This is a genomic window from Roseovarius autotrophicus (assembly GCF_018069895.1).
Lineage (GTDB): Bacteria > Pseudomonadota > Alphaproteobacteria > Rhodobacterales > Rhodobacteraceae > Roseovarius > Roseovarius autotrophicus.
The window spans coordinates 217,250-241,279 of the sequence record NZ_JAGQDH010000003.1 but is presented as its reverse complement, the minus strand read 5'-3'; the positions used below and the strand labels follow the sequence as shown (position 1 = coordinate 241,279).

25 protein-coding genes are annotated in these 24,030 nt (G+C 66.2%); 10 read left to right on the top strand and 15 right to left on the bottom strand.

All coding sequences use genetic code 11. The annotated features are described in order from the left end of the window. Window positions 1–15: 15 nt before the first annotated feature. Genes KAK09_RS05785 through KAK09_RS05770 form a run of 4 tightly spaced genes read right to left on the bottom strand, consistent with a single transcriptional unit; the run spans window position 16 to window position 2,757 of the window. Window positions 16–312, bottom strand: a complete 297-nt coding sequence (locus tag KAK09_RS05785) for a 4a-hydroxytetrahydrobiopterin dehydratase (protein WP_210877970.1) — start codon at window positions 310–312, stop codon at window positions 16–18. Next, window positions 309–1,496 (bottom strand): GNAT family N-acetyltransferase, encoded by a 1,188-nt coding sequence (locus KAK09_RS05780; RefSeq protein ID WP_210877969.1) that lies wholly within the window; start codon window positions 1,494–1,496, stop codon window positions 309–311. The genes KAK09_RS05785 and KAK09_RS05780 overlap by 4 nt, the downstream gene beginning before the upstream one ends. A 35-nt stretch (window positions 1,497–1,531) precedes the next feature. Beyond that, the gene (locus KAK09_RS05775; protein WP_210877968.1) at window positions 1,532–2,299 is read right to left on the bottom strand and encodes a glycerophosphodiester phosphodiesterase family protein; all 768 of its coding nucleotides are present in this window, start codon (window positions 2,297–2,299) and stop codon (window positions 1,532–1,534) included. Then, window positions 2,296–2,757 carry a RidA family protein gene (locus tag KAK09_RS05770; RefSeq protein ID WP_210877967.1) on the bottom strand — a complete coding sequence of 154 codons (462 nt, stop codon included), beginning with the start codon at window positions 2,755–2,757 and terminating at the stop codon, window positions 2,296–2,298. Before KAK09_RS05770 ends, KAK09_RS05775 begins: the two co-directional genes overlap by 4 nt. 325 nt (window positions 2,758–3,082) lie before the next feature. Here KAK09_RS05770 and KAK09_RS05765 point away from each other — a divergent pair, with 325 nt between their 5' ends. Together KAK09_RS05765 and KAK09_RS05760 are read left to right on the top strand one after the other, a co-directional pair. Then, complete coding sequence (locus KAK09_RS05765; RefSeq protein WP_210877966.1) at window positions 3,083–3,889, top strand: MlaA family lipoprotein; 807 nt, start codon at window positions 3,083–3,085, stop codon at window positions 3,887–3,889. After that, window positions 3,879–4,484, top strand: coding sequence for an MlaC/ttg2D family ABC transporter substrate-binding protein (locus KAK09_RS05760; protein ID WP_210877965.1), 606 nt, complete (start codon window positions 3,879–3,881; stop codon window positions 4,482–4,484). The genes KAK09_RS05765 and KAK09_RS05760 overlap by 11 nt, the downstream gene beginning before the upstream one ends. Window positions 4,485–4,528: 44 nt before the next feature. Here KAK09_RS05760 and KAK09_RS05755 read toward each other — a convergent pair whose 3' ends face one another. After that, entirely contained in the window at window positions 4,529–6,664 is a 2,136-nt protein-coding gene (locus KAK09_RS05755; RefSeq protein WP_210877964.1) for a transglycosylase domain-containing protein, read from the bottom strand. A 251-nt stretch (window positions 6,665–6,915) separates the two neighbouring features. Here KAK09_RS05755 and KAK09_RS05750 point away from each other — a divergent pair, with 251 nt between their 5' ends. The 4 genes from KAK09_RS05750 (at window position 6,916) to KAK09_RS05735 (ending at window position 11,730) form a co-directional block, all read left to right on the top strand. Next, window positions 6,916–7,254 (top strand): P-II family nitrogen regulator, encoded by a 339-nt coding sequence (locus KAK09_RS05750; RefSeq protein WP_210877963.1) that lies wholly within the window; start codon window positions 6,916–6,918, stop codon window positions 7,252–7,254. A gap of 25 nt (window positions 7,255–7,279) precedes the next feature. Continuing rightward, entirely contained in the window at window positions 7,280–8,614 is a 1,335-nt protein-coding gene (locus KAK09_RS05745) for an ammonium transporter (protein ID WP_210877962.1), read from the top strand. Between the two features lie 111 nt (window positions 8,615–8,725). Further along, complete coding sequence (gene mutL, locus KAK09_RS05740) at window positions 8,726–10,558, top strand: DNA mismatch repair endonuclease MutL (protein ID WP_210877961.1); 1,833 nt, start codon at window positions 8,726–8,728, stop codon at window positions 10,556–10,558. After that, a complete protein-coding gene (locus KAK09_RS05735; protein ID WP_210877960.1) occupies window positions 10,555–11,730 on the top strand; it encodes a DNA recombination protein RmuC in 1,176 nt (391 codons plus the stop codon). The genes mutL and KAK09_RS05735 overlap by 4 nt, the downstream gene beginning before the upstream one ends. 488 nt (window positions 11,731–12,218) lie before the next feature. On the opposite strand, the gene KAK09_RS05730 is transcribed toward KAK09_RS05735, so the two are convergent. The 6 genes from KAK09_RS05730 to KAK09_RS05705 all read right to left on the bottom strand — a co-directional run bounded on the left by KAK09_RS05730 (window position 12,219) and on the right by KAK09_RS05705 (window position 15,573). Beyond that, window positions 12,219–13,013: a DUF1217 domain-containing protein gene (locus tag KAK09_RS05730; protein ID WP_210877959.1), complete on the bottom strand. Its 795-nt coding sequence runs from the start codon at window positions 13,011–13,013 to the stop codon at window positions 12,219–12,221. Then, complete coding sequence (gene flbT / locus KAK09_RS05725; RefSeq protein WP_210877958.1) at window positions 13,010–13,417, bottom strand: flagellar biosynthesis repressor FlbT; 408 nt, start codon at window positions 13,415–13,417, stop codon at window positions 13,010–13,012. Before flbT ends, KAK09_RS05730 begins: the two co-directional genes overlap by 4 nt. Next, window positions 13,414–13,791, bottom strand: a complete 378-nt coding sequence (flaF, locus tag KAK09_RS05720) for a flagellar biosynthesis regulator FlaF (RefSeq protein WP_210877957.1) — start codon at window positions 13,789–13,791, stop codon at window positions 13,414–13,416. Before flaF ends, flbT begins: the two co-directional genes overlap by 4 nt. A 78-nt stretch (window positions 13,792–13,869) precedes the next feature. Next, a complete protein-coding gene (locus tag KAK09_RS05715) occupies window positions 13,870–14,730 on the bottom strand; it encodes a flagellin N-terminal helical domain-containing protein (RefSeq protein WP_210877956.1) in 861 nt (286 codons plus the stop codon). Between the two features lie 209 nt (window positions 14,731–14,939). After that, on the bottom strand, window positions 14,940–15,299 hold the full coding sequence (locus KAK09_RS05710; RefSeq protein ID WP_210877955.1) for a flagellar protein FlgN: 360 nt from the start codon (window positions 15,297–15,299) through the stop codon (window positions 14,940–14,942). Beyond that, entirely contained in the window at window positions 15,289–15,573 is a 285-nt protein-coding gene (locus KAK09_RS05705; RefSeq protein WP_336244426.1) for a rod-binding protein, read from the bottom strand. The genes KAK09_RS05710 and KAK09_RS05705 overlap by 11 nt, the downstream gene beginning before the upstream one ends. Window positions 15,574–15,685: 112 nt before the next feature. Between KAK09_RS05705 and KAK09_RS05700 the strand changes: the two genes are divergently transcribed. Both KAK09_RS05700 and KAK09_RS05695 read left to right on the top strand, forming a co-directional pair. Next, a complete protein-coding gene (locus tag KAK09_RS05700) occupies window positions 15,686–16,957 on the top strand; it encodes a flagellar hook-length control protein FliK (RefSeq protein ID WP_210877953.1) in 1,272 nt (423 codons plus the stop codon). Window positions 16,958–17,071: 114 nt separating this feature from the next. Beyond that, window positions 17,072–17,749, top strand: a complete 678-nt coding sequence (locus tag KAK09_RS05695) for a flagellar hook capping FlgD N-terminal domain-containing protein (protein ID WP_210877952.1) — start codon at window positions 17,072–17,074, stop codon at window positions 17,747–17,749. 15 nt (window positions 17,750–17,764) lie between these two features. Here the strand turns inward: KAK09_RS05695 and ubiB are convergent, their stop codons facing one another. Both ubiB and ubiE read right to left on the bottom strand, forming a co-directional pair. Next, complete coding sequence (ubiB, locus tag KAK09_RS05690; RefSeq protein ID WP_210877951.1) at window positions 17,765–19,297, bottom strand: 2-polyprenylphenol 6-hydroxylase; 1,533 nt, start codon at window positions 19,295–19,297, stop codon at window positions 17,765–17,767. Continuing rightward, window positions 19,294–20,037, bottom strand: a complete 744-nt coding sequence (gene ubiE / locus KAK09_RS05685) for a bifunctional demethylmenaquinone methyltransferase/2-methoxy-6-polyprenyl-1,4-benzoquinol methylase UbiE (protein ID WP_210877950.1) — start codon at window positions 20,035–20,037, stop codon at window positions 19,294–19,296. The genes ubiB and ubiE overlap by 4 nt, the downstream gene beginning before the upstream one ends. Before the next feature lie 96 nt (window positions 20,038–20,133). Here ubiE and mutM point away from each other — a divergent pair, with 96 nt between their 5' ends. Next, on the top strand, window positions 20,134–20,985 hold the full coding sequence (gene mutM, locus KAK09_RS05680; RefSeq protein WP_210878032.1) for a bifunctional DNA-formamidopyrimidine glycosylase/DNA-(apurinic or apyrimidinic site) lyase: 852 nt from the start codon (window positions 20,134–20,136) through the stop codon (window positions 20,983–20,985). A gap of 63 nt (window positions 20,986–21,048) precedes the next feature. Then, window positions 21,049–21,825, top strand: a complete 777-nt coding sequence (locus KAK09_RS05675; RefSeq protein WP_210877949.1) for an enoyl-CoA hydratase — start codon at window positions 21,049–21,051, stop codon at window positions 21,823–21,825. 21 nt (window positions 21,826–21,846) lie between these two features. Here KAK09_RS05675 and KAK09_RS05670 read toward each other — a convergent pair whose 3' ends face one another. Both KAK09_RS05670 and KAK09_RS05665 read right to left on the bottom strand, forming a co-directional pair. Beyond that, window positions 21,847–23,133 (bottom strand): DUF2793 domain-containing protein, encoded by a 1,287-nt coding sequence (locus KAK09_RS05670; protein WP_210877948.1) that lies wholly within the window; start codon window positions 23,131–23,133, stop codon window positions 21,847–21,849. 98 nt (window positions 23,134–23,231) lie between these two features. Continuing rightward, entirely contained in the window at window positions 23,232–24,017 is a 786-nt protein-coding gene (locus KAK09_RS05665) for an alpha/beta hydrolase (RefSeq protein ID WP_210877947.1), read from the bottom strand. Window positions 24,018–24,030: the final 13 nt, after the last annotated feature.

The window sequence follows — 24,030 nt, the reverse complement described above, 5'->3', positions numbered from 1 at the left end:
GTGACACCCGTCAGTTCAGCCCGCGAGCCCGTCAAGCTTGCGCGCGAGTTTCACGTCAAGCGCGCTCAGCCCCCCCACGTCATGGGTGGAGAGCGTCACCTCTACCCTCTTGTAGACGTTGAACCACTCGGGATGGTGGTTCCACTTCTCTGCCCAGAGCGCCGCGCGCGTCATGAAGCCCACGGCCTCGACGAAATCGGCGAACTGATAGGTCTTGGCGATGGCGTCGCGCCCCTCGACCATGGCCCAGCCGTTCTCCAGAAGCGGCGCGAGCGTGGTCTTGCGGGCCGTGTCGCTGAGTTTCTCGGTCATTCGTGATCCTCCATGACGGTGCGGCGAAACGGGCCATAGCCGGTCAATATGTCAATTTCCTCATCCACCGCGGCGCGCTCGGCCTCCAGATACTCGGCCACCGCCCTGGCAAAGCCCGGATCGCGCAGCCAGTGCAGCGAATGGACGGGCCGGGGCAGATAGCCGCGCGCCAGCTTGTGCTCGCCCTGCGCGCCAGCCTCGACCCTTTGCAGTCCCGATTCAATGGCAAACTCGATGGCGCGGTAATAGCACAACTCGAAGTGAAGACAGGGGTGATCCTCGACGCAGCCCCAGTAGCGGCCATAAAGCGCCGAAGCGCCAATGAAATTCATCGCGCCCGCCACCGGCCTGCCCCCGCGCAAAGCGAGGATCAGCAGGACATCGCCGCGCAACCGCTCATGTGCGAGATCGAAGAAGGCCCGACGCAAATAGGGCGTGCCCCATTTGCGTGCGCCGGTGTCCTGGTAAAAGCCCCAGACCGCCTCCCAGTGCTCGGGGCGGATCTGGTCGCCGGTCAGGTGCACGATCTCGCCGCCAAAGGCCTGCGCACGGGCGCGCTCCTTGCGGATCGTCTTGCGCTTGCGCGATGACAGATCATCAAGAAAGTCGTCAAACCCGCCATAGCCGCGATTTTCCCAGTGATATTGCTGGGTGCGCCGCGCGAGATAACCCGCCGCCTCGCCCGCCGCGACCTCCGCTCCGGTGCAGAAGGTCATATGGACCGACGAAATCGCGTGCCGCGTCGCCACCTCGCGCGCACCCTGCAAGAGCGCCGCCCGCCCCGCCGCCTCATGGCCCGGACGCGCCAGCAGGCGCCGCCCCGTCACCGGCGTGAAGGGCACCGCCCCTTGCAGCTTGGGGTAATAGCGCCCGCCCGCACGCTCATAGGCATGGGCCCAGGAATGGTCGAAGATATATTCGCCCTGGCTGTGGGATTTGGCATAGAGCGGGGCCACGGCGATCACCGCGCCCCCCGCCTCGGCGCGCAGATATTGCGGCTGCCAGCCGGTGCCGCGCCCGACAGAACCGCTCTGTTCCAGCGCCGACAGGAACCGGTAGGTGGTGAACGGGTCTTCGGGGCGCGCGCCACCTGCCGCCTCGGGGCAGGCGCAGGCGTCCCAATCGCCCTCGCCGATCTCGGCGATGCGGTCATGGAGCGTGATGGTGATCGCGGTGTCGGTCATGCCGACTGTCCTATCTGGCGGGCGGGCACGGCCGATCAAGCGGGGAGGGCGGCCAGATAACCCTCAAACGTGATGTTGTCCACGACCTGCCGCGCGCGGGCCTCCACCTCCGGGCTGCGCACCGTCCAGCACAGGATCGCGGCCCCCTTGGCGCGCAATCGGGTCAGGTGCGGATTGTCGAGGTCGTCCACGTCATGGCTCACGAACGCGGCGCCCGCTCGGTCATAATCGGGGATATCGCGGAGCCGCGCGCGGGTCTCCTCGCGCAAGAGCGGCCAGTCCTCGGGCGTGTAGGCGCAGGTCACGATGCCGCGCGGCCGCTCGGGGGCGAGGTCGGCCATCGCGACCACCATCTCGGGGTTGAAGGACATCAGCGCCACCGGCCCCGCATAGCCCCGGAGCGCCTCGGCGGTGGCCGCCTCCAGCGCGCCATCGGTCGCGCCCATCCGGCCATGCTGGTCCTTCAACTCGATCAGCAGGGGCACCCGGCCCGCGACCAGCGCCAGCACCTCGGACAGATCGGGAATACCCTCGTCGCCGCCCTTGAGCGGGATTTGCGCGAGCTGTGCCGCATCGCGCTGGCGCACCGGCCCCGTCTCGGACGTGAGCCGCCCGAGATCGTAGTCGTGAAACACCATGGCGCGCCCGTCACGGCTCGATTGCAGGTCAATCTCGATGCCATAGCCCGCCGCCATCGCCGCCCGGATCGCGGCGCGCGAGTTCTCGGGCCGCCTCGCCGTCACATCGTGGAGCGCGCGATGCGCAATCGGCAGGCGCAGAAACGCCTCGGGCAGCGCGCTCATTTGATCTGGAATATCCCGTCGATCTCGACCGCCACGCCAAACGGCAGCGACGCGGCAGAGACGGCGGCGCGGGCGTGCTTGCCTGCCTCGCCCAGCGCCTCACCAAGGAAATCCGACGCGCCGTTGATCACCGCCGGCTGCTGCGTGAATTCGGGGGTGGAATTGACAAAGCCCGTCAGCCGCACCACCCGCGCCAACCGGTCAAGATCGCCGCCACAGGCGGCCTTGACCTGCGCCAGAAGCGCGATCGCGCAGACCCGCGCCGCTGCCGCACCCTGGGCCACATCCATATCCGCGCCCAGCTTGCCGGTCATCAGGGTGTCGCCCTCCTTGGCGATCTGCCCCGAGACATAAAGCATGTCACCCACCTGCACATAGGGCACATAATTGGCCGCGGGCGCGGGCGCGTCGGGCAGGGTCACGCCCAACTCGGCAAGACGTTTCTCGAACTGGCTCATGTCACTCTTCTCCTCTTGTCGCGAGTTGATCCGACGCTAGCGGTGCCGGCGCCCAATGAAAAGCCCCTGCCGTGCCGGAGATGGCAGACCGGACAGCCCCAAGGCGCATGACCGCGCATCCGCCACGCGGATAAGGTTACGTCTCGCTTTTATCCCTGTCTTGCGTCAGTCTGACGAAATCCGTGTCAACGCGATCCGTGGTCTGGCGCACCCATGGCTTGCCTGTCGCCAATCTGCCACAAGAACGTGAACGATACGGTCTTGATAGTGGGTTTAACCCGATATTCGTTTAAGTAGAACCAAAGATGAGATTCAGCCTGTGGATATGACCTTGCATTCAACGACTTTTGCTTCGATCCGTCGCTATCTGGGTGCCGCGCCGCTGATTGCGGCGCTTTTCCTGTCGGCCTGTGCCAAGCCTGACGAGGCAAGCCGAGACATCTTCGATCCGTTCGAGGCCGAGAACCGGCGGATGCACGACTTCAACCGCGGCTTCGACCGCTCGCTTTTGCGGCCCGTGGCACACGCCTATGCCGCCGCCGTGCCCGACGACATCGAGACGGTGATCATCCGCTTTGCCGAGAACCTGTCGCTGCCTGCCGATGTGGTGAATAACGTGCTGCAACTCAACATGCGCGCGGCCATTCAGGATACGGCGCGCTTTGTCGTCAACACCACCGTGGGGCTTGGCGGCTTCTTCGATCCGGCAAGCGAAATGGGCATGGCCGCCGCCTCCAACACCGATTTCGGCCAGACGCTGCATGTCTGGGGGGCAAAAGAGGGGGCCTTTATCGAACTGCCCCTGCTTGGCCCATCGACCACGCGCGACACTTACGGGTTGTTCTTCGATCTCTTCACCAACCCGCTCAGCTATGTGATCGACTCTCCCGAGAACCTCGCCGGGACGGCGGCGGGCGTCGCCTCGGGCCTGTCACGGCGGGATCGGTTCTCGGAAACGATCGACCAAATTCTTTATGAAAGCGCAGACAGTTACGCGCTATCGCGCTCGATCTTCCTGCAAAATCGCCGCTTCAAACTTGGCGGAACGGGGAGCGATACCTATACTGATCCCTATGACACCATGTCCTCCGGGGCATCGGTAACCCCGTTGGAGGATCCGTATGACGAGTGACATTTGCCGCCGAAGCTTCATGGCCTCCGGGCTGGTCGTGCTCGGCCTTGCCGGGCTGACGCGGCCCGCATTTGCCCTGACCGAAGCGCGCGCGCGGGCGCTGGTCGATCAGGTCGTGTCCGATATCAACGAGGTGATCGCCTCGGGCCGTCCGATCGCGCGCATGGTCTCGGATTTCGAACGGATCTTCACCCGTTACGGCGATGTGCCGATCATCGCCCGCTCTACCCTCGGGGCCGATGCCAACCGCGCCTCGCAGGCGCAGATGCGCGCCTTCACCGAGGCGTTCCGTGGCTATGTCGCGCGCAAATACGGCAAGCGTTTCACCGAGTTCGTCGGCGGGCGCATCGAGGTGAAGGGCGTGCGCGAGGTCAAGTCCTGGCACGAGGTCAAATCCATGGCCTATCTGCGCGGCCAATCGCCGTTCGAGGTCAGCTTTCTGGTGTCGGACCGCTCGGGCAAGGATCTGTTTTTCGACATGATCATCGAGGGGATCAGCCTGCGGCTGAGCGAACGCACCGAGATTGGCGCCATGCTTGACCGGCGCAACGGCAATATCGACGCGCTGATCGAGGATCTCAAGCGCGCCGGCTAAGCGCCCGGGCAGGCCCGCGAACACCACCCTGACGAGTGCCGTTTTCAGTTTCCGAAGATGCTGCGCAAGAGTTTCTCGATCGGATTGCCGCTGGCCACCGGCGCGCGGCGCTGCGTCTGCGGCACGGGCATGGGTGCGGGTTCCGGACGCGGCGCCGGGCGCAGCATCGGCAGCGGTCGCGGCTCCAGCCCCTCATGGACGCGCACCATGGTTTCGCGCCAGATCGCGGCCGGAAGGCCACCCCCCGTCACCCCCTTGAGAGGCGTGTTGTCGTCATAGCCCATCCATACGCCCGCCACATAATCGGCGGTAAAGCCCAGAAACCACGCATCGCGCGCCGCCTGTGTGGTGCCGGTCTTGCCTGCCGCCTCGCGCCCCGGCAGGCGTGCGCGCGTGCCCGTTCCGCTCTCGATCACCTTGGACATCATGTAGATCAGTTCGCGCGCCGCCTCCTCGCGGATCACCCGCTCGCCGATGCCGCCCTGCCGGTTCATGAGCGGCGCATCCTCGCCCATCAGCCGCAATTCGCTAAGGCCATAGGGCGTCACCGACGAGCCGCCATTGAGGATGCCCGCATAGGCGCCGGTCATCTCGATCAGCGTGCTTTCCGAGGCCCCGAGCGCCAGAGCCGGACCATCGGCCAGATCGCTCTCGATGCCGAAATCGGCAGCGACCTTGCGCACCAGATCGCGCCCGACGCTCTCCGAGACCTTCACCGCCGGAATGTTGATCGATTCGGCCAGCGCCCGTGTCAGGCTCACCCGGCCCTTGTGATCGCGGGTGTAATTTTCCGGGCACCAGCGGCCAGAACCGGGGATATTCAGGCAAAAGGGCTCATCCACCACCACGGAATCGTGGCTGTAGCCCAGTTCCAGCGCCGTCGCGAAGACGAAAGGCTTGAAGGCCGATCCGGTCTGCCGTTTGGCCTGCGTGGCGCGGTTGAAGGCCCCCACCACCCTTGTCGCGCGCCCGCCCACCATGGCGCGCACGGCACCATCGGCACTCATCACAACGATGGCGGCCTGCGCCTTTGATTCCTCGCTGACCCTTTCGTCAAAGACCGTGCGCAGCGCCTCTTCTGCCGCGCGCTGGATCCGCTGGTCAAGAGTGGTGCGGATGATGACATCCTCGGTCGTGTCACGCGTCAGAAATTCCGGCCCCGAAGCCATGACCCAATCGGCGAAATAGCCGCCCGCGCGCCGCTCTGCCGCCTCTGACAGGACCGCTGGATTGGCCAGCGCCACCGCGGCGTCGGTATCGCTCAGATAGCCCTGCCGCCGCATCAGCCCGACAACGATCCGCGCGCGGTTCTGCGATCGCTCCAGATTCGCGGTCGGCGCAAGCGTGGAGGGCGCGGTCAGAAGCCCCGCGATCATCGCCCCCTCCGCGGGCGTCAGATTCGCCGCGGACTTGCCGAAATAGCGTTGCGCCGCAGCCTCGGCCCCATAGGCCCCGCCGCCCAGATAGGCGCGGTTGAGATAGATCGTGAGAATCTGATCCTTGGAATATTTCGCTTCCATCGCCAGCGCATAAAGCGCCTCGCGGCCCTTGCGGATAAGTGAGCTCTGCCGGCAATAGGCCACATAGGCCGCCTCGCTGTCCCATTTCGCCGGGTCATAGACCTGCCCGAAACACAAGAGCTTGGCGGTCTGCTGCGTGATGGTCGAGCCGCCATTGCCCGACAGCGGCCCGCGCCCCTCGCGCAGGTTGATGCGGATGGCGCTTGTGATGCCGATCGGGTCGATGCCGGGATGCCGATAAAAGCGGCGGTCCTCGGTGGCGATCACCGCGTTTCTCAGATGCCGACTGACGGTATCCGCCGTCACCACGCCGCCGAACTGATCGCCGCGCCAGGCGAAAACCTCACCGTCGCGGTCAAGGATCGTGACCGAGCCGCGCGCCCGCCCGTCGATAAGCGTCTGATACTCGGGCAGTCCCGCATAGATATAGGCCACCGACAGCCCGATAACGAGCGCCAGCACCGCCGTCACCCGCCAGCCGATCCCCCAGACGATCCGCCAGACAAACCGCAGGATCGCCCCGAAGAACCGCACCAGCGGATTGCGCGAGCGCGCCGCGCGGCGCGGCTTGCGACCCCTGGCCTTGCGCGGCGCGGGCTTTGCCGCGTTTGTGCGTTTCGGCGCCACCAGTGGCGGTTTGCGTCGTCCTGAATTGCCCATTGCCCTGCCCGGCTTGCCATTTCGTGGCAGTCTACCGCGCCACGCCCCGAATGTAGAGACCCGCCGTCGCGGCGCAATGTCCCCATCATGAATGAATATTAAGCAAATAAATATTAATGCCTATAAATTAATCAATAACGACGTGCCAAACCGGGAAATGGCACGCACCACCCTTCCCCAATCGCCCCAAAGCGATTGTCCTGCATCGGCAAAGCGCACGTCTCACGTGCAGCCAAGGGAAAGGGGAAGACGTGAAACTCATCATCGCAACGATCAAACCATTCAAGCTCGAGGAGGTCCGCGAGGCGCTCACCGGCATCGGTGTGCGCGGCATGATGGTCACCGAGATCAAGGGCTTCGGCGCGCAGTCGGGCCATACCGAGATCTATCGCGGGGCCGAATACGCCGTGAACTTCGTGCCCAAGGTCAAGCTGGAAGTGGCCGTGACCAACCCGCTTGCCGATCAGGTGGTCGAGACCATCGCCGGGGCCGCGCGCACCGGCAAGATCGGCGACGGCAAGATCTTCGTGCTCGATCTCGAACAGGCCCTGCGCGTGCGCACGGGCGAAAGCAACGACGACGCGCTCTGAGATGCGCGAGCGAAAGGACAAGGACATGACCCTGAAAAAGACAATCGGCATCGCCGCAACGCTCGCACTCCTGCCTTCCCTGGGGCTGGCGCAGGAGACAACGGAGGTTGCAGAGGCCGCGCCCGACATCAACCCCTACATCTTCACCACGCTGCTGTTCCTGATCGGCGGTTTCATGGTGTTCTGGATGGCGGCCGGCTTCGCCATGCTGGAGGCGGGGCTGGTGCGCTCCAAGAACGTCACCATGCAGCTTACCAAGAATATCGGCCTCTTTTCCATCGCCGCGATCATGTATTGGCTCATCGGCTTCAACCTGATGTATCCCGGCGATGGCTGGTGGGTCGAGGGCATCATGGGACCGTGGTTCGCCCCAACGGTGCTCGAGGCGGTCGGGCTTGACGCCGCCGATGCCGATCTCGGCTATGCCTCGGTGGGCTCGGACTTCTTCTTTCAGTTGATGTTCTGCGCCACCACCGCCTCGATCGTCTCGGGCACGCTGGCCGAACGAATCAAGCTCTGGCCGTTCCTCATCTTCGTCGCGGTGCTTACCGGCGTGATCTACCCGATCGAGGCATCCTGGCAGTGGGGCGAGGGCTTCTTGTCCGACGCAGGATTCAACGATTTCGCAGGCTCGACCCTCGTTCATGCCGCGGGCGGTTTCGCGGCGCTGGCGGGCGCGCTCATCCTCGGGCCGCGCATCGGCAAGTATTCCAAGGATGGCCGCGTTGTCCCGATCCCCGGCTCGAACCTGGCGCTGGCCACGCTCGGCACCTTCATCCTGTGGCTGGGCTGGTTCGGCTTCAACGGCGGATCGCAACTGGCCATGGGCACCGTGGGCGATGTCACTGACGTAAGCCGCATCTTCGCCAACACCAACATGGCCGCCGCAGCCGGGGCCGTCACCGCACTCATCCTCACGCAAGTGATGTTCAAGAAGCCGGACCTCACCATGGTGCTCAACGGCGCGCTGGCCGGTCTCGTCTCGATCACGGCCGAACCGCTTGCGCCCACGCTCTTCGGCGCGCTGTGGATCGGGGCCATCGGCGGGGTGATCGTGGTTGTTGCGGTGCCGATGCTGGATCGAATGAAGATCGACGATGTGGTGGGCGCGATCCCGGTGCACCTGATTGCGGGCATCTGGGGCACGCTGGCGGTGCCGTTCTACAATGCCGACGCGAGTTTCGGCGCACAGATCCTTGGCATCGCGGCGATTGGCGGCTTTGTCTTCGTGGCCTCGGCGGTGGTGTGGTTCATCCTCAAGATGACCATGGGCATCCGCGTGGGCGAGGAAGACGAAATCAACGGCCTGGACATGTCCGAACTGGGCATGGAGGCCTATCCCGACTTCTCCAAGGGCTGATTCCCTCCTCCCGATCACCCCTTCGAGAGCTTGCCCCGGGCGTCCGCGCCCGGGGTTTTTCTTGGCGGGGACGCTTTCAGAATCGCGCGGCTTCATGCTAAGTCTTGTGACATGAACACGCCCGCCCCCAAGATAAGCGCCGATCTGCCCCGCATCCGGCAGCTTGACGAGGCCGCGATCAACCGCATCGCGGCGGGCGAGGTGGTCGAGCGTCCGGCCTCTGCCGTCAAGGAACTGATGGAAAACGCGCTCGACGCGGGCGCGCGACAGATCGAGATCACCGTCGCCGATGGCGGCAAGACGCTGATCCGGGTGAGCGATGATGGCTGCGGCATCGCACCCGAGGACTTGGCCCTCGCGCTCGCGCGTCACGCCACCTCGAAGATCGACGGCTCGGACCTTCTGAACATCCGCTCCTTCGGCTTTCGGGGCGAGGCGTTGCCCTCGCTCGGCGCGGTCGGACGGCTCACCATCGCCGCGCGCGTGCCGGGGCAGGACGGGGCCGAAATCACGGTGAGCGGCGGGCAGATGGGGGCGGTCAGACCGGCGGCGCGTGGGCCCGGCACAACAGTCACCCTGCGCGACCTCTTCTACGCCACGCCAGCGCGGCTCAAGTTCCTGCGCTCGGACCGCGCCGAGACGCAGGCCATCGCCGATACCGTCAAGCGCCTCGCCATGGCAGCACCCCGCGTGGCGGTGACGCTGCGCGATGTCTCGGGCGGGGGCGAGGGGCGCGTCACCTTCCGCGCCGAGGCCGAGACAGGCGATCTGTTTGATGCGCTCTCGGACCGCCTCGCGCGGATCATGGGGCGCGAGTTCACCGACAATGCGCTGCGGATCGACGCCACGCGCGAGGGGGTGCGCCTGTCGGGGCTTGCGGCGCTGCCCACCTATTCGCGCGGCGCGGCGGTGGCGCAATATCTCTTCGTCAACGGGCGGCCCGTGCGCGACCGGATGCTGACGGGCGCGCTGCGCGCCGCCTATCAGGACGTGCTCGCGCGCGACCGTCACCCGGCGGCGGCGCTTTTCATCGACTGCGATCCGCATCTTGTCGATGTGAACGTGCACCCGGCCAAATCCGAGGTGCGGTTCCGCGATCCGGGGCTGGCGCGCGGCCTCGTCGTCTCGGCCCTGCGCCACGCGCTGGCCGAGGCCGGGCACCGCGCCTCCTCGACTGTCGCCGGCGCCACGCTCGGGGCGTTCCGGGCCCCCGGTCCGGCGCAGCCCTACCAGATGGATCGCCCCTCGGCGCAGGCGCGCAGCCTCTCCTATCAGGCACAATCCCCCGGTTTCGCCGAGATGGCCGGAGCGTGGAGCGGACGCGTCGAAGAGGCCCCGCACGGGGCCGGGGAGCCCCCCGCCACCGCCCTGCCGCTGGGGGCCGCGCGCGCACAACTGCATCAGAATTACATCATCGCCCAGACCGAAACGGGCATGGTCATCGTCGATCAGCACGCCGCGCATGAACGCCTCGTCTATGAACGGCTCAAGGCGGAGGCTGCCACGGGCATCACGGCGCAGGCCCTGCTCATCCCCGAAATCGTGGACCTGCCCGAGACCGATTGCGCGGCCCTGATGGACCACGCCGCCGATCTGGCCACACTTGGCCTCGTGATCGAGCCGTTCGGCGCGGGCAGCCTTGCCGTGCGCGAGACGCCCGCGCTGCTTGGCCCGATCAACGCAACGGCGCTTTTGCGCGACATCCTCGATGAGGTGCGCGACGCAGGCGACAGCGGCACGCTGCGCGCGCGGATCGATGCGGTGCTCTCGCGCATGGCCTGTCACGGCTCGGTCCGCTCGGGCCGCCGCATGTCGGCCGAGGAGATGAACGCACTCCTGCGCGAGATGGAGCGCACACCCAATTCCGGCCAGTGCAACCACGGGCGGCCCACCTATGTGGAACTGCGCCTGTCGGATATCGAACGATTGTTCGGCCGCACATGATCCAGATCGGTCCCTATTCTCTCGACACCGCCGATCCGGCTGCACTTGCGGGGCTGATCGGGGCGGGCGTGCTCTTGCTGATCCTCGTCCTGCTCATCGCCGCCTTGCGCGCCGCCACGCGCTCGGCGCGTCTGGCCGAGCCGCTGGCGCAGCAGATGATGCAGCTTGGCGCGCGCGTGCAGGGGCTCTCGGACGGGCAGCACCAGCTTGCCGGCGGGCTCAACCATGTCTCCGAGGCACAGGCCGCGAGCCAGGCCCATATGCTGCAACTGATGGAAAAACGCCTCGCCGAGGTCGGCAGCCAGATGACCGAGAGCCTGCAAGGCTCTGCCCGCCGCACGGCACAGAGCCTTGGCGAATTGCAGCAGCGCCTGCAGACCATCGACAAGGCACAGGACAATATCACCAAACTTTCGGGCGATGTGCTCTCGTTGCAGGACATTCTCTCGAACAAGCAGACGCGCGGGGCCTTTGGCGAGATCCAGTTGACCGATATCGTCACCAAGGCGCTGCCCTCGGACAGCTACACGTTGCAGGCCACGCTGTCCAATGGCCGCCGCGCGGATTGCCTCATCCACCTGCCCAATCCACCGGGGCCGATCTGCATCGACAGCAAGTTCCCGCTGGAGGCCTACGAGGCCCTGCGCCGCGCCGCCACCGAGCCTGACCTTGCCGCCGCCGCCCGTTTCCTGCGCGCCTCCGTGCGCAAGCATATCAAGGACATCTCCGAGAAATACATCCTCGATGGCGAGACCGCCGATGGCGCGCTCATGTTCCTGCCCTCCGAGGCGGTCTATGCCGAGTTGCACGCCAATTTCCCCGAGGTGGTGCGCGAGGGCTTTGCCGCGCGCGTCTGGATCGTCTCGCCCACCACCTGCATGGCAACGCTCAATACCATGCGCGCAATCCTCAAGGATGCCAGGATGCGCGAACAGGCGGGCGCGATCCGGCGCGAACTGGGCCTCTTGTTCGCCGATGTGGACCGGCTTGGCGCGCGGGTCGAGAACCTCGACCGCCATTTCCATCAGGCGGCCAAGGACATCTCGGATATCAGGATTTCCGCCGACAAGGCCGGCCGCCGCGCGCGGCGTCTGGACAATTTCGACTTCGAGGAACTCGCCCCGGAACCAGAGCCGCCGCTGCCCCGGTTGCCGGATCAACCAAAGCCCTGAACGCCCGTGCCCTGCGCGCCCACGCGCGGGTCGCCATGCCTGGTCCGGCCGGAAAAATTCCCCCGGCATTTCGATTTTTTTCGGAGTCACATCGATCGCCGAAGTGCTGCGCCTGCTTGACGGGCCGATCGCATCCCTGCCGTGTCTGTCGCGCCGCGGCCTCTTGGCGCCACCGCATGTCAGCGGCGCGGCGAGGGGCCCCTTGGCGCGTCTGCAAGCGCGCGGCGCTCTCTGGGAAATCTCTGCCCTCCCCGATAGCCGCGAGCAGGGCGCCGCTCTGGCGCGCGCGCCTGGTGACCATGACCGTGTCGCAGAGCAGAAAGCCTGACGCACGTCTTCGCCACACCGCCACGGCAGGTCTCTGGTGACACCGACCGCGCCGCTTGCATCCATATGCCCGGTCCGGGGCGGCCCGTCCCTCCTGTCGGGGCTGATCCAGGGCCCCTTCGTTCCCGGCCGGGTATCGGTGATCGCACCGCTGCGCATGCCTAACGTCCGTTCTGCAACAAGCTCAGGGCGATCGCCTGAGACGACTGGAAACCGACGCTCGACAACTGCTCGCGCAGCAGAAACTGGCGCGAGAGTGCCTCCCGGATGTCGATCTGGGCAAAATCCTTCGGGCTGGCCGCTCCGAATTGTCGGCCGGAACGGGATTTGAACTCCTCAAGTTGGCGGTCGATATCGAGCTGACCAAAGCCCCGAGGCAGACCCAGGGCCACTTCGAATACCCGCCGCAGCGGCGGGGTTCCGAGAATCCGGAACCAGAGCGCATTGTCGGATCCCTCATCCAGGGCCAGCTCTGCAAGCTCGCGTTCGGCATTGAGGGCAAGCCGGAGGGATTCGTCCTGCAACCCCACCGCGGTCTCGAACTCCCGGCGCCTGAACTTGTCGAGGATGGAAGCGGCAAAACCTTCCTCGCCGGTTCGGGGAGGTGCCGAGCCGGAGAAACCGAAGGCATCAGAGAACCGGCGATACCGGTCATCCGCCAACCGGTTGGCAAGGGCGTCCGGGGCCTCGGTGCCTTGCTTGAGAATGGCGCCGATGAAGGCGCGGCTGTCGATGTCGTCCTGAAGCCCGAACGCCCCGAGTGCCACGCGAAGAAGCCGCCGGTCCGATACAAGATCCTCAACGGTCTGGACGGCGGCTATGTTCTGCTCGAAATACTCGGTATCGCGCCTCAGGGTCGGGGATTGGTTGAATAGCTCCGTCTGCCGCGCCAGGGTCCGGTTCAGGAGGGTCAGACCGACGAGGCCACCAACAGGAATGATCGGGGAAAAGGTCATGTCGGATCACCATGGGCCAGCAGCCGCGCCTCTCTGGGCAGGAGCGCGCGGAGAGCCTTGAGGCAGGCATAATGCTCGTCCGCGAGCAACGCGTCGCTGGCCCGCACAAGCAGCGCGCGGCTGTCCGGATCGCGCAGAACCTGACTTAGTTCCTCGATCCGGCGCAGCATCTGGTGGCGCATGTCCTCGGGGGAAACATCGCCTGAAAGAACAAGCTGCGCCGCAAAGCAGGCGCGCCTCACGGGCGTGGTGGCATCGTCCGGATGGATCGCATCCCTCAGCCGCAGAATGCGCGCGTCCGGCGTCATCACCGACAAGCGCGAGCGCCGATCGCCGTTCTCGATCACGGCCCCGTTCACGAGCACACGTTCTTTCGGTCCAAGCTTGAGAACGAGTCCGCTCATTGTTCTCTCCCTGGTCCGGCAAGTCCGCGCATCAGCGCCATGTTGATATCCACGAGCGGTTCAACCGAGGCCCCCTCAAGCAGGATCCTCCGGCTGTGCACGCGCGTGAACCTCGCGAGTTCCAGAATCTGTGCGCGCAGGGTCAGGGGCAGAGGATTGTGCGGATCGGCGACATCGACCGCGAACAGAATCCACAATTCCTGATTGGCGTGCACCGCAGCCGCAAGCCGTCCGATGGCATCCGGCCTGTCGACCGGCGCGTTCCTGAGACCGCGTGTGACGCGGGCAAGCGCGTCATATTCCAGGGCGCGCGGGGTTCGCACGGTCTGGACCTGTGACCGGAACGCGGCCTGGGCCATGAGAATTGCGTTCACCTCGGTTCCTTCCAATGATGCGCCGGGGGGCCTGTGGCGTGCGTCAGGGGACATCCCGAAGGATGCCCCCTGGGTGGTTTACCGGAACAGCGCCAGGATCGATTGCGGGGCCTGGTTGGCAATCGAGAGCGACTGAGTGGCAAGCTGTTGCTGAACCTGCAAGGCCTGCAGACGTGCCGACGCCTCCTCCAGATTGGCGTCTACCAGGGCGCCAATGCCGGACTTGAGTGCGTCGGTGAGCTTGCCCACGAATTCGCCCTGATCCGAAATGCGCTTGGCCGACGCCCCGAGCGAGGCCGCACCCTCGAGCGCGGTTTGCAGGTAGCCCTCGATCTCGACCAGCGCGGTCGCGGCAGTGGCCACATTGGTGATCGATGTCCGCATGGCAACGTCAAGAGCCCCCTCGAAATCCACACCGGCCACGTCGATTGTCGAGACGGTGGGCGGGTTGGCATTCGTCGAGTCGTTCTGGCCTGCCCGGTCGAGCGAGGAAAGAACGGTCAGTTGCGTGCCGCCGTTGCCGTCTACATCGGTGGCCAGCAGGTTCACGCCGTTGAACTGCGACGCCGCGATGATCTGAACGATCTGTTCCTGCTTTTGCAGCATATCGGCTTCGATCTTGGCAAAATCGGCGGTCTCGCTGTTGGCCGCGACCGCCAGCTCCTTCATTTCCTTGAGAACCGAGACGATCTGCTCGGCCCCGGCCGATGCGACCGCCACCGTCGCCTCGCCGACCGCCAACGAGTTGGAGATCGCCTTGAAGCCCGCGACGTCGGATTCCATGACCTTGGAAATCGCGAAAATGGCAGAGTTGTCCTTGGCGGTCGCCACTTCCTTGCCGGTCGAGATCACGTTCTGCGCTTTGGCGAGACCCTTGTTGACGCTTTGCAGGGTTTGCAGCGCGACCATGGCGCTGTTGTTGGTCAGAATACTGGACATGTTCGTTCCTTCTACGATACGGCGCGGTCGCGCCCGTTTTCCGGTTCGCCCGTTCGGGCAGCGTTGAATGTCGTTCTGACGTCTGCGACCGGATCGCTATCGGACCGGCTGCGCCACCCGTCGCCGGATGCAGGGCAAGACTTGCCCGCGATCCCCTAAAAGAGTGCTAATGCCGGACCGGAAATTCGCGTGCATTCTAGACAAATCCTTCAGGCCCGACGCTCGAGGCGATGCAGGACAGCGCCGGGGATGGTCGCCTTGCGACCCTGAGGGTCATAGGTTGCCATCTCCTTCCGCAATTGCCGATAGGCGGCAAGGCGGGCGCTGGCCCGGCGAATTCCGTGCAAGGCCGCATCCAGAAGATCCTGATTTCGAATAACCTTTTCACGCAGATCGGCAAACAGGGCGGGTTCTATTGCGCCCGTCGCGCGGAGTTGCGCGACAAGCACCTCCTTCTCGCCGGCAAGGGTCGCAAGCGATGCCAGGTCACCGCGCAAAAGGCAGTTCAACTCGCGCTCCAGCAACGTCGAGACGGCGCGAATCACGCGGTCCCTTTCATCATTCGCCATGACCACGCTCCTGCAAGGAAGCAGCAATCAGGGCAGCCAGCCCAAGGCCCCCCTTGCGCACGATCTCCTGTGCCAGCGCCTCACGCTGGAACGAGGCGAACTGCGCCTCGCCGGTGCTGCCGCTGAAACTGTTGGTCTGCTCGCCAAGACCGGCGGATCTGAGCATCTCGGCCAGAAAGCTGGCCTCCAACCCCTCGGCGGCGCGACGCAGCTCGGAGTGCGCCGGCCTGGGCGTCACATCTGTGGCGATTGGGAAAATGATCGACTCTGTCACGGGAATACCTCGAATTGTCTGCATTTCACCCCATCAAACCGCAAAGCCGTAAAGAACTGGTAACCGGGTTCCGGCAAGGTTCGATGGTTCGAGTCGCAACCGGAAAACCCGCATGTTGACAGTCACGGAAAATCAGCCTGCGCTGCTCGTCAGCTTTCAGAGGAGCGGCGTGCCCTCGGCCCGGAACGGTGCGATCTTTTCGGCCTTCATGGCCGATGAGGTGTCCGCCAAACCTGAGACGGCGCAAGAGGGCGGGGCCGGGCCGCAAGGGCCGCTGCCCCGGGACAACAGGGACGAACCAGCATCAGACCCTGCCATGGGGGCCGGTCTGCCCGCGCATAGGGAGGAGCCGGATAACGACCTGCTGGCCGGGGCGGTCATGGGGCCGCGTCAGGGTCAGGAGCCGCGACCCGGTCCGCAGCCGGTCACCGTTTCCGGGCATGAACGGGCAGCGGATGCGCCCGGACCACAGGCACGCGACCTGACCGAACCACCGGCCGCCGCAACCACCCCGCCACGGGGCGCACAATTGACTGACGCGCGGGTAACGTCCCTTTCGCCGACATGGACCAACGCCGATCCGGACACGCGCGCGCCTCTTGGGCGCCTTCCCCTGCCCGGCATTGCCACGGTGCGGGAGGGTCCGCAAAACGCGCCCGCATCGCCACGCGCCGCATCGCCCGCACCCCCGGGCACCACCTTGCTCCATGGCGCAGGGACCACGATCGAACGGGCGCTCGGGCTGGCCCGCCATGCCGACAGCCGCGAGGCTCCTGGCCGGGGCGGCTCGCCAACGGCACCGCTGGCGACACAACCCGGCCTGGCCTGGATATCCGGACACCGGACCAATGCCGACATGGCGGGCGATGCCCGGATCGACACCGTGGCACCGGCCGACATCACCCCGGACGCCCGGACAGATCCGGCAGCCCCCGGTCCGGCCCCGGTCGCGCTTCAGTCGGCGGCGCTGACCCAGGCCGCACAGATGCCACAACATGCCATGGCGCAGGTTGCCGCCGCGCTGATCCGGACCATGGCAGACGGGCGCAAATCCACCGAACTGCGGCTTGACCCCGAAGAACTGGGGCAGGTCCGCATGCGCCTGAGCGTCATTGACGGTGCCCTGACCGTCACCCTCCTCGCCGACCGGGGCGAAACCTTGGAACTCATGCGCCGCAACATCGACCTGCTATCCCGGGACCTGCACCAAAGTGGCTATGACAACGCCCGGTTCGTGTTCCCGCAGGGCGACACCGAAAGGAATGACCGGCACCAGGCAGAGTCCAGCCGCGCCCCTGCCCCCCTCGTCAACGCCACCGATCTTCCCGACATGCCCGGATCCGTCCTGGTCACGCTGGATGACCGGCTGGATATCCGCCTGTGACAGCCATGACGGCGCATCACCGCATCCTGACCGAACCGGCACGGGGGCTGCCGCATCAGACGCTGCCGGCCCGCCGACCGGACAAATCCCGAACAGCCCCCGAAAGGAGCACGCATGGAACCGCTGACCGCAATTCCCCCTTCGACGGCCATCCCCACCGCCAGCGCCGCGCCGCCCGGCCCCTCGACCGCCAGCGCGCTCAGTTCCGATTTCGAGACCTTCCTGCGCATGCTCACCACGCAGATGCGCAATCAGGACCCGCTCAATCCGATCGATTCGGCTGATTTCGCGGTGCAACTGGCCACCTTCTCTTCGGTCGAGCAACAGGTGCTGACCAATGATCTGCTGGCCGGTCTTGCTGCGCAGATGGCAACGCTTGGCATGGGGCAACTCGCCGGCTGGATCGGATTGGAGGCCGAAGTGGCCGCGCCTGTGCGCTTTGCAGGCGCACCTGTGTCGCTGAGCGCAACGGTCGCGCAAGGGGCCGATGCCGCCGAACTGATCGTGACCAATGACCTCGGCGGGATCGTGCAGCGCATGGCCATCGCGCCCCGAAGCGGCCCTGTGATCTGGGACGGCCGCGATCCGTCCGGGCTTCCGCTGCCGGACGGCACCTACCGGATCACGGCGCACTCACTCGCGCGGGGCGATACGATCGCACGCCACGAGGCTCATCTTCATGCCCGGATCGACGAGGCGCGCCTCGACCGGGGCGAGGTGCGCCTCGTCCTCGAAACAGGCCAGGGCGTCGGCGCGGGCGAGGTGCTCGGCCTGCGGCCATCCACGCCCTGATCCGGTCGGGCGTTGCTAAACAAGCGTCAGCGCCATGATGGCCACGGCGCCACCCACGACCGCGCCGGCACCGGACCAGATCAGACGCGCGGGCCAGCGGCGGGCGGCAACGGCGACCGGCGGATGCGCCTGCCGGATCAGCGCCGCCTCGAGCAGACCGGGCAAGCGAGAGCCGTATCGCGACAGAACCAGCGCCGTCCGCCCCAGATCGCGCAGCGCCGCCCGCGGCCCCATGGACTGACGGATGTAATCCTCGACCACAGGCCGGGCGACCTGCCAGATGTTGATCTGCGGATCGAGCGAGCGCGCGACCCCTTCCACCACCACCATCGTGCGCTGCAAAAGGATCAGCTCGGTGCGCGTTTCCATCCCGAATTTCTCTGTAACTTCAAATAGATAACTCAGGAGACTGCCCATCGAGATGCGGCTCGCGTCCATGCCGAAGATCGGCTCGCCGACCGCGCGCAGCGCGCGGGCAAAGGCGTCCACATCCCGGTCGGCCGGCACATATCCGGCCTCGAAATGCACCTCCGCCACGCGCCGGTAATCGCGCTTGATAAAGCCATAAAGGATCTCGGCATAGACGCGCCGGGTATATTCGTCGATATGGCCCATAATCCCGAAATCATAGGCAATGATGTCGCCATTGGCAGCCACCTTGAGGTTGCCCTGATGCATGTCGGCATGGAAATAGCCGTCGCGCAGCGCGTGGCTGAGAAAGAGTTGCAGCACCCGCGCCCCAAGCGCGACCCGGTCATGCCCCGCCGCGTCGAGTGCGGCATTGTCCCCAAGCGGCAGCCCGTCGGCCCAGCCCATCGTCATCACCCGGCGCGAGGACAGGTGCCAATGCACCTTTGGCAACTGGAACCCCTCGTCGCTCTTCGTATTGACCGCGAATTCCGAGGCCGAGGATGCCTCGAGCCGCAGATCGAGTTCGCCCATCACCACGCCCTCGAAATGTGCGATCACATCCGTGGGCCGCAGCCGCCGCGCGGCAGGCGCAAGCAGTTCGACCATGCGCGCGGCGAAATAGAAGGCGTCGATGTCGCGGCGAAAGGCGCGCTCGATACCGGGACGCAGCACCTTGACCGCCACCGCCTCGCCGCTTTCGCGCAGCCGTGCCTTGTGCACCTGCGCGATCGAGGCCGCCGCCACCGGCGGGCTGAAGTCGTCGAATATCTCGCCCACCGGGCGGCCAAGCTCCGCGGCCACGGATCGCTGCGCCTCATCGGTGGCAAAGGGCGGCAGCTTGTCCTGCAGGACGCGCAACTGGTCCGCCAGCCCCTCGCCCACCAGATCGGGCCGCGTCGACAGGATCTGGCCGAACTTGATATAGGCCGGCCCAAGCGCCGACAGCGCGCGCACCGCCGGCGGCATGGCCGGATCGCCCCGGTCGCCCAGCCATTGAAACGGCCAGGCAAGCGCCCGCATCGTCGCGCGCACCAACGGCGGCGCCTCGAACGCCTCCATGATGAGGGCCATGGCGCCCGTGCGCTCCAGCGTTGCGCCAGTGCGGATGAGCCGCAAGAGGTTATGCGGCCCCCTCAAATCTTCCACCCCGAATGCAGGCAGGCGATGCCCATGGAAAGATTGCGATATTTCGCGTTCCCGAACCCTGCCGCGCGCACCATGCCCAGAAATGTCTCCTGATCGGGAAAGCGGCGGATCGATTCGACCAGATACTGATAACTGTCACGATCCCGCGCGATCGCCTGCCCCAGCCGCGGGATGATGTTGAAGGAATAGAGGTCATAGACCTTCTGCATCAGGTCATTGGGAATCTGGCTGAATTCCAGCACCATCAGCCGCCCGCCGGGGCGCAGCACCCGAAACGCCTCGTTCAGCGCCTCTTGCGGGCGGGTCACGTTGCGGATGCCGAAACTGATCGTGTAGACGTCGAAACTGTTATCCTCGAAGGGCAGCGCCATCGCATCGCCCACCACCCAGTCGAGACTGTCCGCCAGCGCCTCGGCCTCGGCGCGCTTGCGCCCCTCCACCAGCATCGGCTCGGTCAGGTCAAGCACCGTGGCATGGCCGCTTCCGGCGCGCCGCAGGAACCGGAAGGCGATATCCCCCGTCCCCCCCGCCACATCCAGAAGCCGCTGGCCCGCGCGCGGCGCGAGCCAGTCCATCATCGCGTCCTTCCAGATGCGGTGGATGCCGAAACTCATCGCGTCGTTCATCACATCGTATTTCGACGCGACCGATCCGAAGACCCCGCGCACGCGCGCCGCCTTCTCCGATTCGGGCACGTCCTGAAATCCGAAATGGGTGGTTTTCTCGTTCATGCCGCGCTCCGGGGCTTGCTCATCACTGGTCCCGCCCTTCTTATAGGTTGCTCAACGGGGGTTACAATGCGCCGCTTGCGCGCGCCGGGGGCCATCATGCCGGAATTGCCAGAGGTTGAAACCGTCCGCCGCGGCCTTGCGCCGGTGATGGAGGGGCAGGTGATCGCGCACGCGGCGATCAACCGCCCCGATCTGCGCTGGCCCTTTCCGCAGGACATGGCGGCGCGACTCACCGGCGCGCGGGTGCTGGCGCTGCGGCGGCGCTCGAAATATCTGCTGGCCGATCTCGACCGGGCCGAGACGCTGCTCATCCATCTCGGCATGTCGGGGCGGATGCTGGTTTCCGGCGCCCCTGTCGGGCGGTTCGTCCATGACCACCCCGCGCCCGAGAAACACGATCATGTGGTGTTCGACATGGCCAGCGGCGCGCGCATCACCTTCAACGATCCCCGCCGCTTTGGCGCGATGGACCTGATGGCCACCGCAACGGCCGAGACACATCCGCTGCTGGCGAAACTCGGGCCGGAACCGCTTGGCAACGGCTTTCACGAGGCCCACCTTGCCACCGCCCTCGACGGCAGGCGCACCCCCATCAAGGCCGCGCTGCTCGATCAGCGGATCGTGGCGGGCCTGGGCAATATCTATGTCTGCGAGGCGCTTTTTCGGGCGGGCATATCGCCGCGCCGCGGGGCAGGGACGCTTGGCCCGACCCGCATCGCGCGCCTGACCTCGGCCATCCGCGACGTCTTGGCCGACGCCATTGCCGCGGGCGGCTCTTCCTTGCGCGATTACCGGCAGGCCGATGGCGAACTGGGCTATTTCCAGCACGCCTTTGACGTCTATGGACGCGAGGGCGCACCCTGCCGAAAACCCGGCTGCGGGGGACAGATCGCCCGCCTCGTGCAATCCGCGCGGTCGAGCTTCTACTGCCCGCGCTGTCAAAGATAGGTTGAACGACAGCCCCGACATGGTAATGACTCGGGTCGAGCGAAACCAAGGAAAGCTGAATCCATGGCCTATGAGACGATCATCGTCGAAATAGAAGACCACGTCGCCCTCATCAAACTCAATCGCCCCGACGCGCTCAACGCGCTCAACGATCAGCTGATGTCGGAACTGGCCGAGGCGCTCTCGGAGGCACAGACCAACGACAAGGTGCGCTGCATCGTGCTGACCGGCTCGGAGAAGGCCTTTGCCGCCGGGGCCGACATCAAGATGATGAGCGACAAGAGCTTTGTCGATGTCTTCACCGAAGACCTCTTCACCGCCGACAGCGACGCCATCATGCGCATCCGCAAGCCGATCATCGCCGCCGTCTCGGGCTATGCGCTTGGCGGCGGGTGCGAACTGGCGATGATGTGCGATTTCATCATCTGCTCGGACACCGCGAAATTCGGCCAACCCGAGATCAACCTCGGGGTCATTGCCGGGCTTGGCGGCACGCAGCGCCTGACCCGGCTGGTGGGCAAGTCCAAGGCGATGGACATGAACCTCACGGGCCGTTTCATGGATGCCGAGGAGGCCGAGCGCGCAGGACTGGTCAGCCGCGTGGTCCCCGTGAAAAAGCTCATGGAAGAAACGATGTCGGCGGCTCACAGGATCGCAGAGAAGTCGATGATTTCGGTCATGGCGGCGAAAGAGGCCGTGAACCGCTCTTACGAGACCACGCTGCGTGAGGGGCTTCTGTTCGAGCGGCGCGTGTTCCACTCGCTTTTTGCCACCGAGGACCAGAAAGAGGGCATGGCCGCCTTCGCCGAAAAGCGTCAGGCGCAGTTCCGCGACAAGTAAGGGCGTGCGCGGGCCTCAGGCTCAGGCCCAGCGCCCCACCGCCGTCACCATCACCTCGGGCGCGCTGCCTTGTGCCTGCGCCGCCATGGCGCGGAGCGCACCAGAGGAGGCATTGCCTGCCCGCGCCGTGATCCAGACGCCCTCCGCCGTTGTGGCGCTTGCCGTAAGTGTCGGGCGCGTGCCGGGGGCAAAGGCGGCGGGATAGGTCCAGACCGTTTCCGACGCCCCCGCAAAAATCGCGCCTTGCGCCACATCGGGAGCATCCAGCACAAGCACATGCTGGCAAATCTGCGTGCCGTCGGGGGTGCGCACCGCCTCGCCCTGCGCCCCGCTCACCCGGCTCACATTGTGCCCGCCATGAAGCGCCTGCCACCCGCCCCATGCGCCGCCCGTCCACAGCCGGAACGCCAGCACCGTGCCCTCCGCCCCGAAAAACACCTGTGCCAGCGCGCCTGCCCCCTGCCGCAGCACAAGGCACCCGCCCTCCGTTGCCCCGGCGGGGCGCGCTCCCAAAGTTGCCGCACCCACCGCAAAGCTGCCCGAGGGCTGCGCGGGATCGTCAAGATCGGCCAGAGCGGGGCTTGCCTGCCCGCCATCCTGCCCCCAACCAAACGCCCCCGTGCGCAAGAGCCGCCCCGGCGTGGCATCCGCCGCAGCCGCCTGCACCGCTGCGCCGGTGGCCAGCCCGCTTGCCGCATCAAGGCGCAGCGCCGTGCTCCAGGTGCCGCCATCGACACTCACCTTGATCGCGAAATCGTCGTTTCCACTCGTGCCCATCTCGGCCCGCCCGCCAAAGCCGGTCTGAAACAGCAGGCTTGCCGTCTCGCCCGCCGCCGCCTTGTTGATCTTGAGCTGATGGCCCCCGCCTTCGTGGTTGAACAACGTCGCAGGCGACGAAACCGCCAGCCGGTTCACCGCGTCGTGGCTGGCGTTGATCCCCACCCCGTCGAGATTGTCGAGCACCGGCGGCGCGATCGCCACCCAATCGCCGCCCGCACGCCGGAACAGCCGCCCGTCGCTCTTGTCGAGGGCAAGCCATCCCTCGCCCGGCGCCATGAACTGCCAGGCCTCGTTCATGAACCCGGCCAGCATTCCCGCCTGTCCGGCCCAGCCCCCCGTGGGCGCAGACCCCAGCGCCCAGATCTGCCCCTCCTCGGGCAGGGCCGGGGGCGTGGCCGCGCCGATCCCCTCCACGGCCAGTTGCACGGCCATGTCGAGACGGCTCAGCGCCTCGTTATGGGTAACATGCTTCTGTGCCTGCGAGGGCAGGATGAAGGGCAGCGCAAGGCGCGGGGACTGATCTTGCATCGGGGCACTCCGGGTTCAGGACATCACAGGGACGTGCCCAAACTCCGGGCGAGGTCTTGCCAAATCCTGAACGCTCCGTGCGCACCGCCCCGTGCGTCTCAGCCCAGAAGCCGCGCCACCATCGCGCTTGCCGGATCGGCCAACGGCTCGATCACGTTGAAATGGTGCTCGCCTTGCGCGATCTCCAGCGGCGCGCTCCAGGCCTCGGCCAGCCACCGCGCCTGATCCAGGAACACGGGGCGTTCATCCCCGCCCACCCAGACCGTGACCGGCACGGCCATGGGCTGCATCAGCACCGGGCTTTCCGCCTCGGCGCCCGCCATATCAAGGCAGAAATCGGCGTTCATCGAGGTTTGCAACAAGGGCCGCAGGTCCGACACCGGCGAGATCGGCATGACATGGCGCAGCCGCGCCGCCATCGTCGAGGGCAGCACCCCCGCCACCGCCATGCGCGCCACCAGATGCCCGCCCGCCGAATGCCCCGCCAGTGCCACCGGCCCGGCCACGCGCCCCGCCGCCACGCTCACGGCCTTCGCGATCTGCCGCGTGATGTCGGCGATCCGCACCTCGGGACAAAGGTCATAGGACGGCATGGCCACCGCCCAGCCCCGCGCCAGCGGGCCCGCCGCCAGATGCGACCAGAACGACCGGTCGAACCGCAGCCAGTAGCCGCCATGCACAAAGACACACAGCCCCTGCGCCTCTCCCGCCGGATGGAAAAGGTCAAACGCCTGCCGCGCGCCGTCGCCATAAGACAGGCCAAGCTCCGCCCGCGCGCCGATCCGCGCGCGAAATGCCGCGGCCGCCACTGTCCAGCGCGCCGGATACTGCGCACCGCCCGGAATATGCGGCACGTTGGCATAGGCATCGTCCAGTTCCGCCATCTCAATCCCCTCC

Bases quoted from the DNA above. Each gene is read 5' to 3' on its own strand.
- KAK09_RS05745 (WP_210877962.1), top strand. From the start codon at position 7,280: ATGACCCTGAAAAAGACAATCGGCATCGCCGCAACGCTCGCACTCCTG.
- KAK09_RS05785 (WP_210877970.1), bottom strand. From the start codon at position 312: ATGACCGAGAAACTCAGCGACACGGCCCGCAAGACCACGCTCGCGCCG.
- KAK09_RS05735 (WP_210877960.1), top strand. From the start codon at position 10,555: ATGATCCAGATCGGTCCCTATTCTCTCGACACCGCCGATCCGGCTGCA.
- KAK09_RS05780 (WP_210877969.1), bottom strand. From the start codon at position 1,496: ATGACCGACACCGCGATCACCATCACGCTCCATGACCGCATCGCCGAG.
- KAK09_RS05755 (WP_210877964.1), bottom strand. From the start codon at position 6,664: ATGGGCAATTCAGGACGACGCAAACCGCCACTGGTGGCGCCGAAACGC.
- mutM (WP_210878032.1), top strand. From the start codon at position 20,134: ATGCCGGAATTGCCAGAGGTTGAAACCGTCCGCCGCGGCCTTGCGCCG.
- KAK09_RS05730 (WP_210877959.1), bottom strand. From the start codon at position 13,013: ATGACCTTTTCCCCGATCATTCCTGTTGGTGGCCTCGTCGGTCTGACC.
- flbT (WP_210877958.1), bottom strand. From the start codon at position 13,417: ATGAGCGGACTCGTTCTCAAGCTTGGACCGAAAGAACGTGTGCTCGTG.
- KAK09_RS05775 (WP_210877968.1), bottom strand. From the start codon at position 2,299: ATGAGCGCGCTGCCCGAGGCGTTTCTGCGCCTGCCGATTGCGCATCGC.
- KAK09_RS05700 (WP_210877953.1), top strand. From the start codon at position 15,686: ATGTTGACAGTCACGGAAAATCAGCCTGCGCTGCTCGTCAGCTTTCAG.
- KAK09_RS05665 (WP_210877947.1), bottom strand. From the start codon at position 24,017: ATGGCGGAACTGGACGATGCCTATGCCAACGTGCCGCATATTCCGGGC.
- KAK09_RS05765 (WP_210877966.1), top strand. From the start codon at position 3,083: ATGACCTTGCATTCAACGACTTTTGCTTCGATCCGTCGCTATCTGGGT.
- mutL (WP_210877961.1), top strand. From the start codon at position 8,726: ATGAACACGCCCGCCCCCAAGATAAGCGCCGATCTGCCCCGCATCCGG.
- KAK09_RS05710 (WP_210877955.1), bottom strand. From the start codon at position 15,299: ATGGCGAATGATGAAAGGGACCGCGTGATTCGCGCCGTCTCGACGTTG.
- KAK09_RS05675 (WP_210877949.1), top strand. From the start codon at position 21,049: ATGGCCTATGAGACGATCATCGTCGAAATAGAAGACCACGTCGCCCTC.
- KAK09_RS05715 (WP_210877956.1), bottom strand. From the start codon at position 14,730: ATGTCCAGTATTCTGACCAACAACAGCGCCATGGTCGCGCTGCAAACC.
- KAK09_RS05670 (WP_210877948.1), bottom strand. From the start codon at position 23,133: ATGCAAGATCAGTCCCCGCGCCTTGCGCTGCCCTTCATCCTGCCCTCG.
- KAK09_RS05770 (WP_210877967.1), bottom strand. From the start codon at position 2,757: ATGAGCCAGTTCGAGAAACGTCTTGCCGAGTTGGGCGTGACCCTGCCC.
- KAK09_RS05695 (WP_210877952.1), top strand. From the start codon at position 17,072: ATGGAACCGCTGACCGCAATTCCCCCTTCGACGGCCATCCCCACCGCC.
- KAK09_RS05760 (WP_210877965.1), top strand. From the start codon at position 3,879: ATGACGAGTGACATTTGCCGCCGAAGCTTCATGGCCTCCGGGCTGGTC.
- ubiE (WP_210877950.1), bottom strand. From the start codon at position 20,037: ATGAACGAGAAAACCACCCATTTCGGATTTCAGGACGTGCCCGAATCG.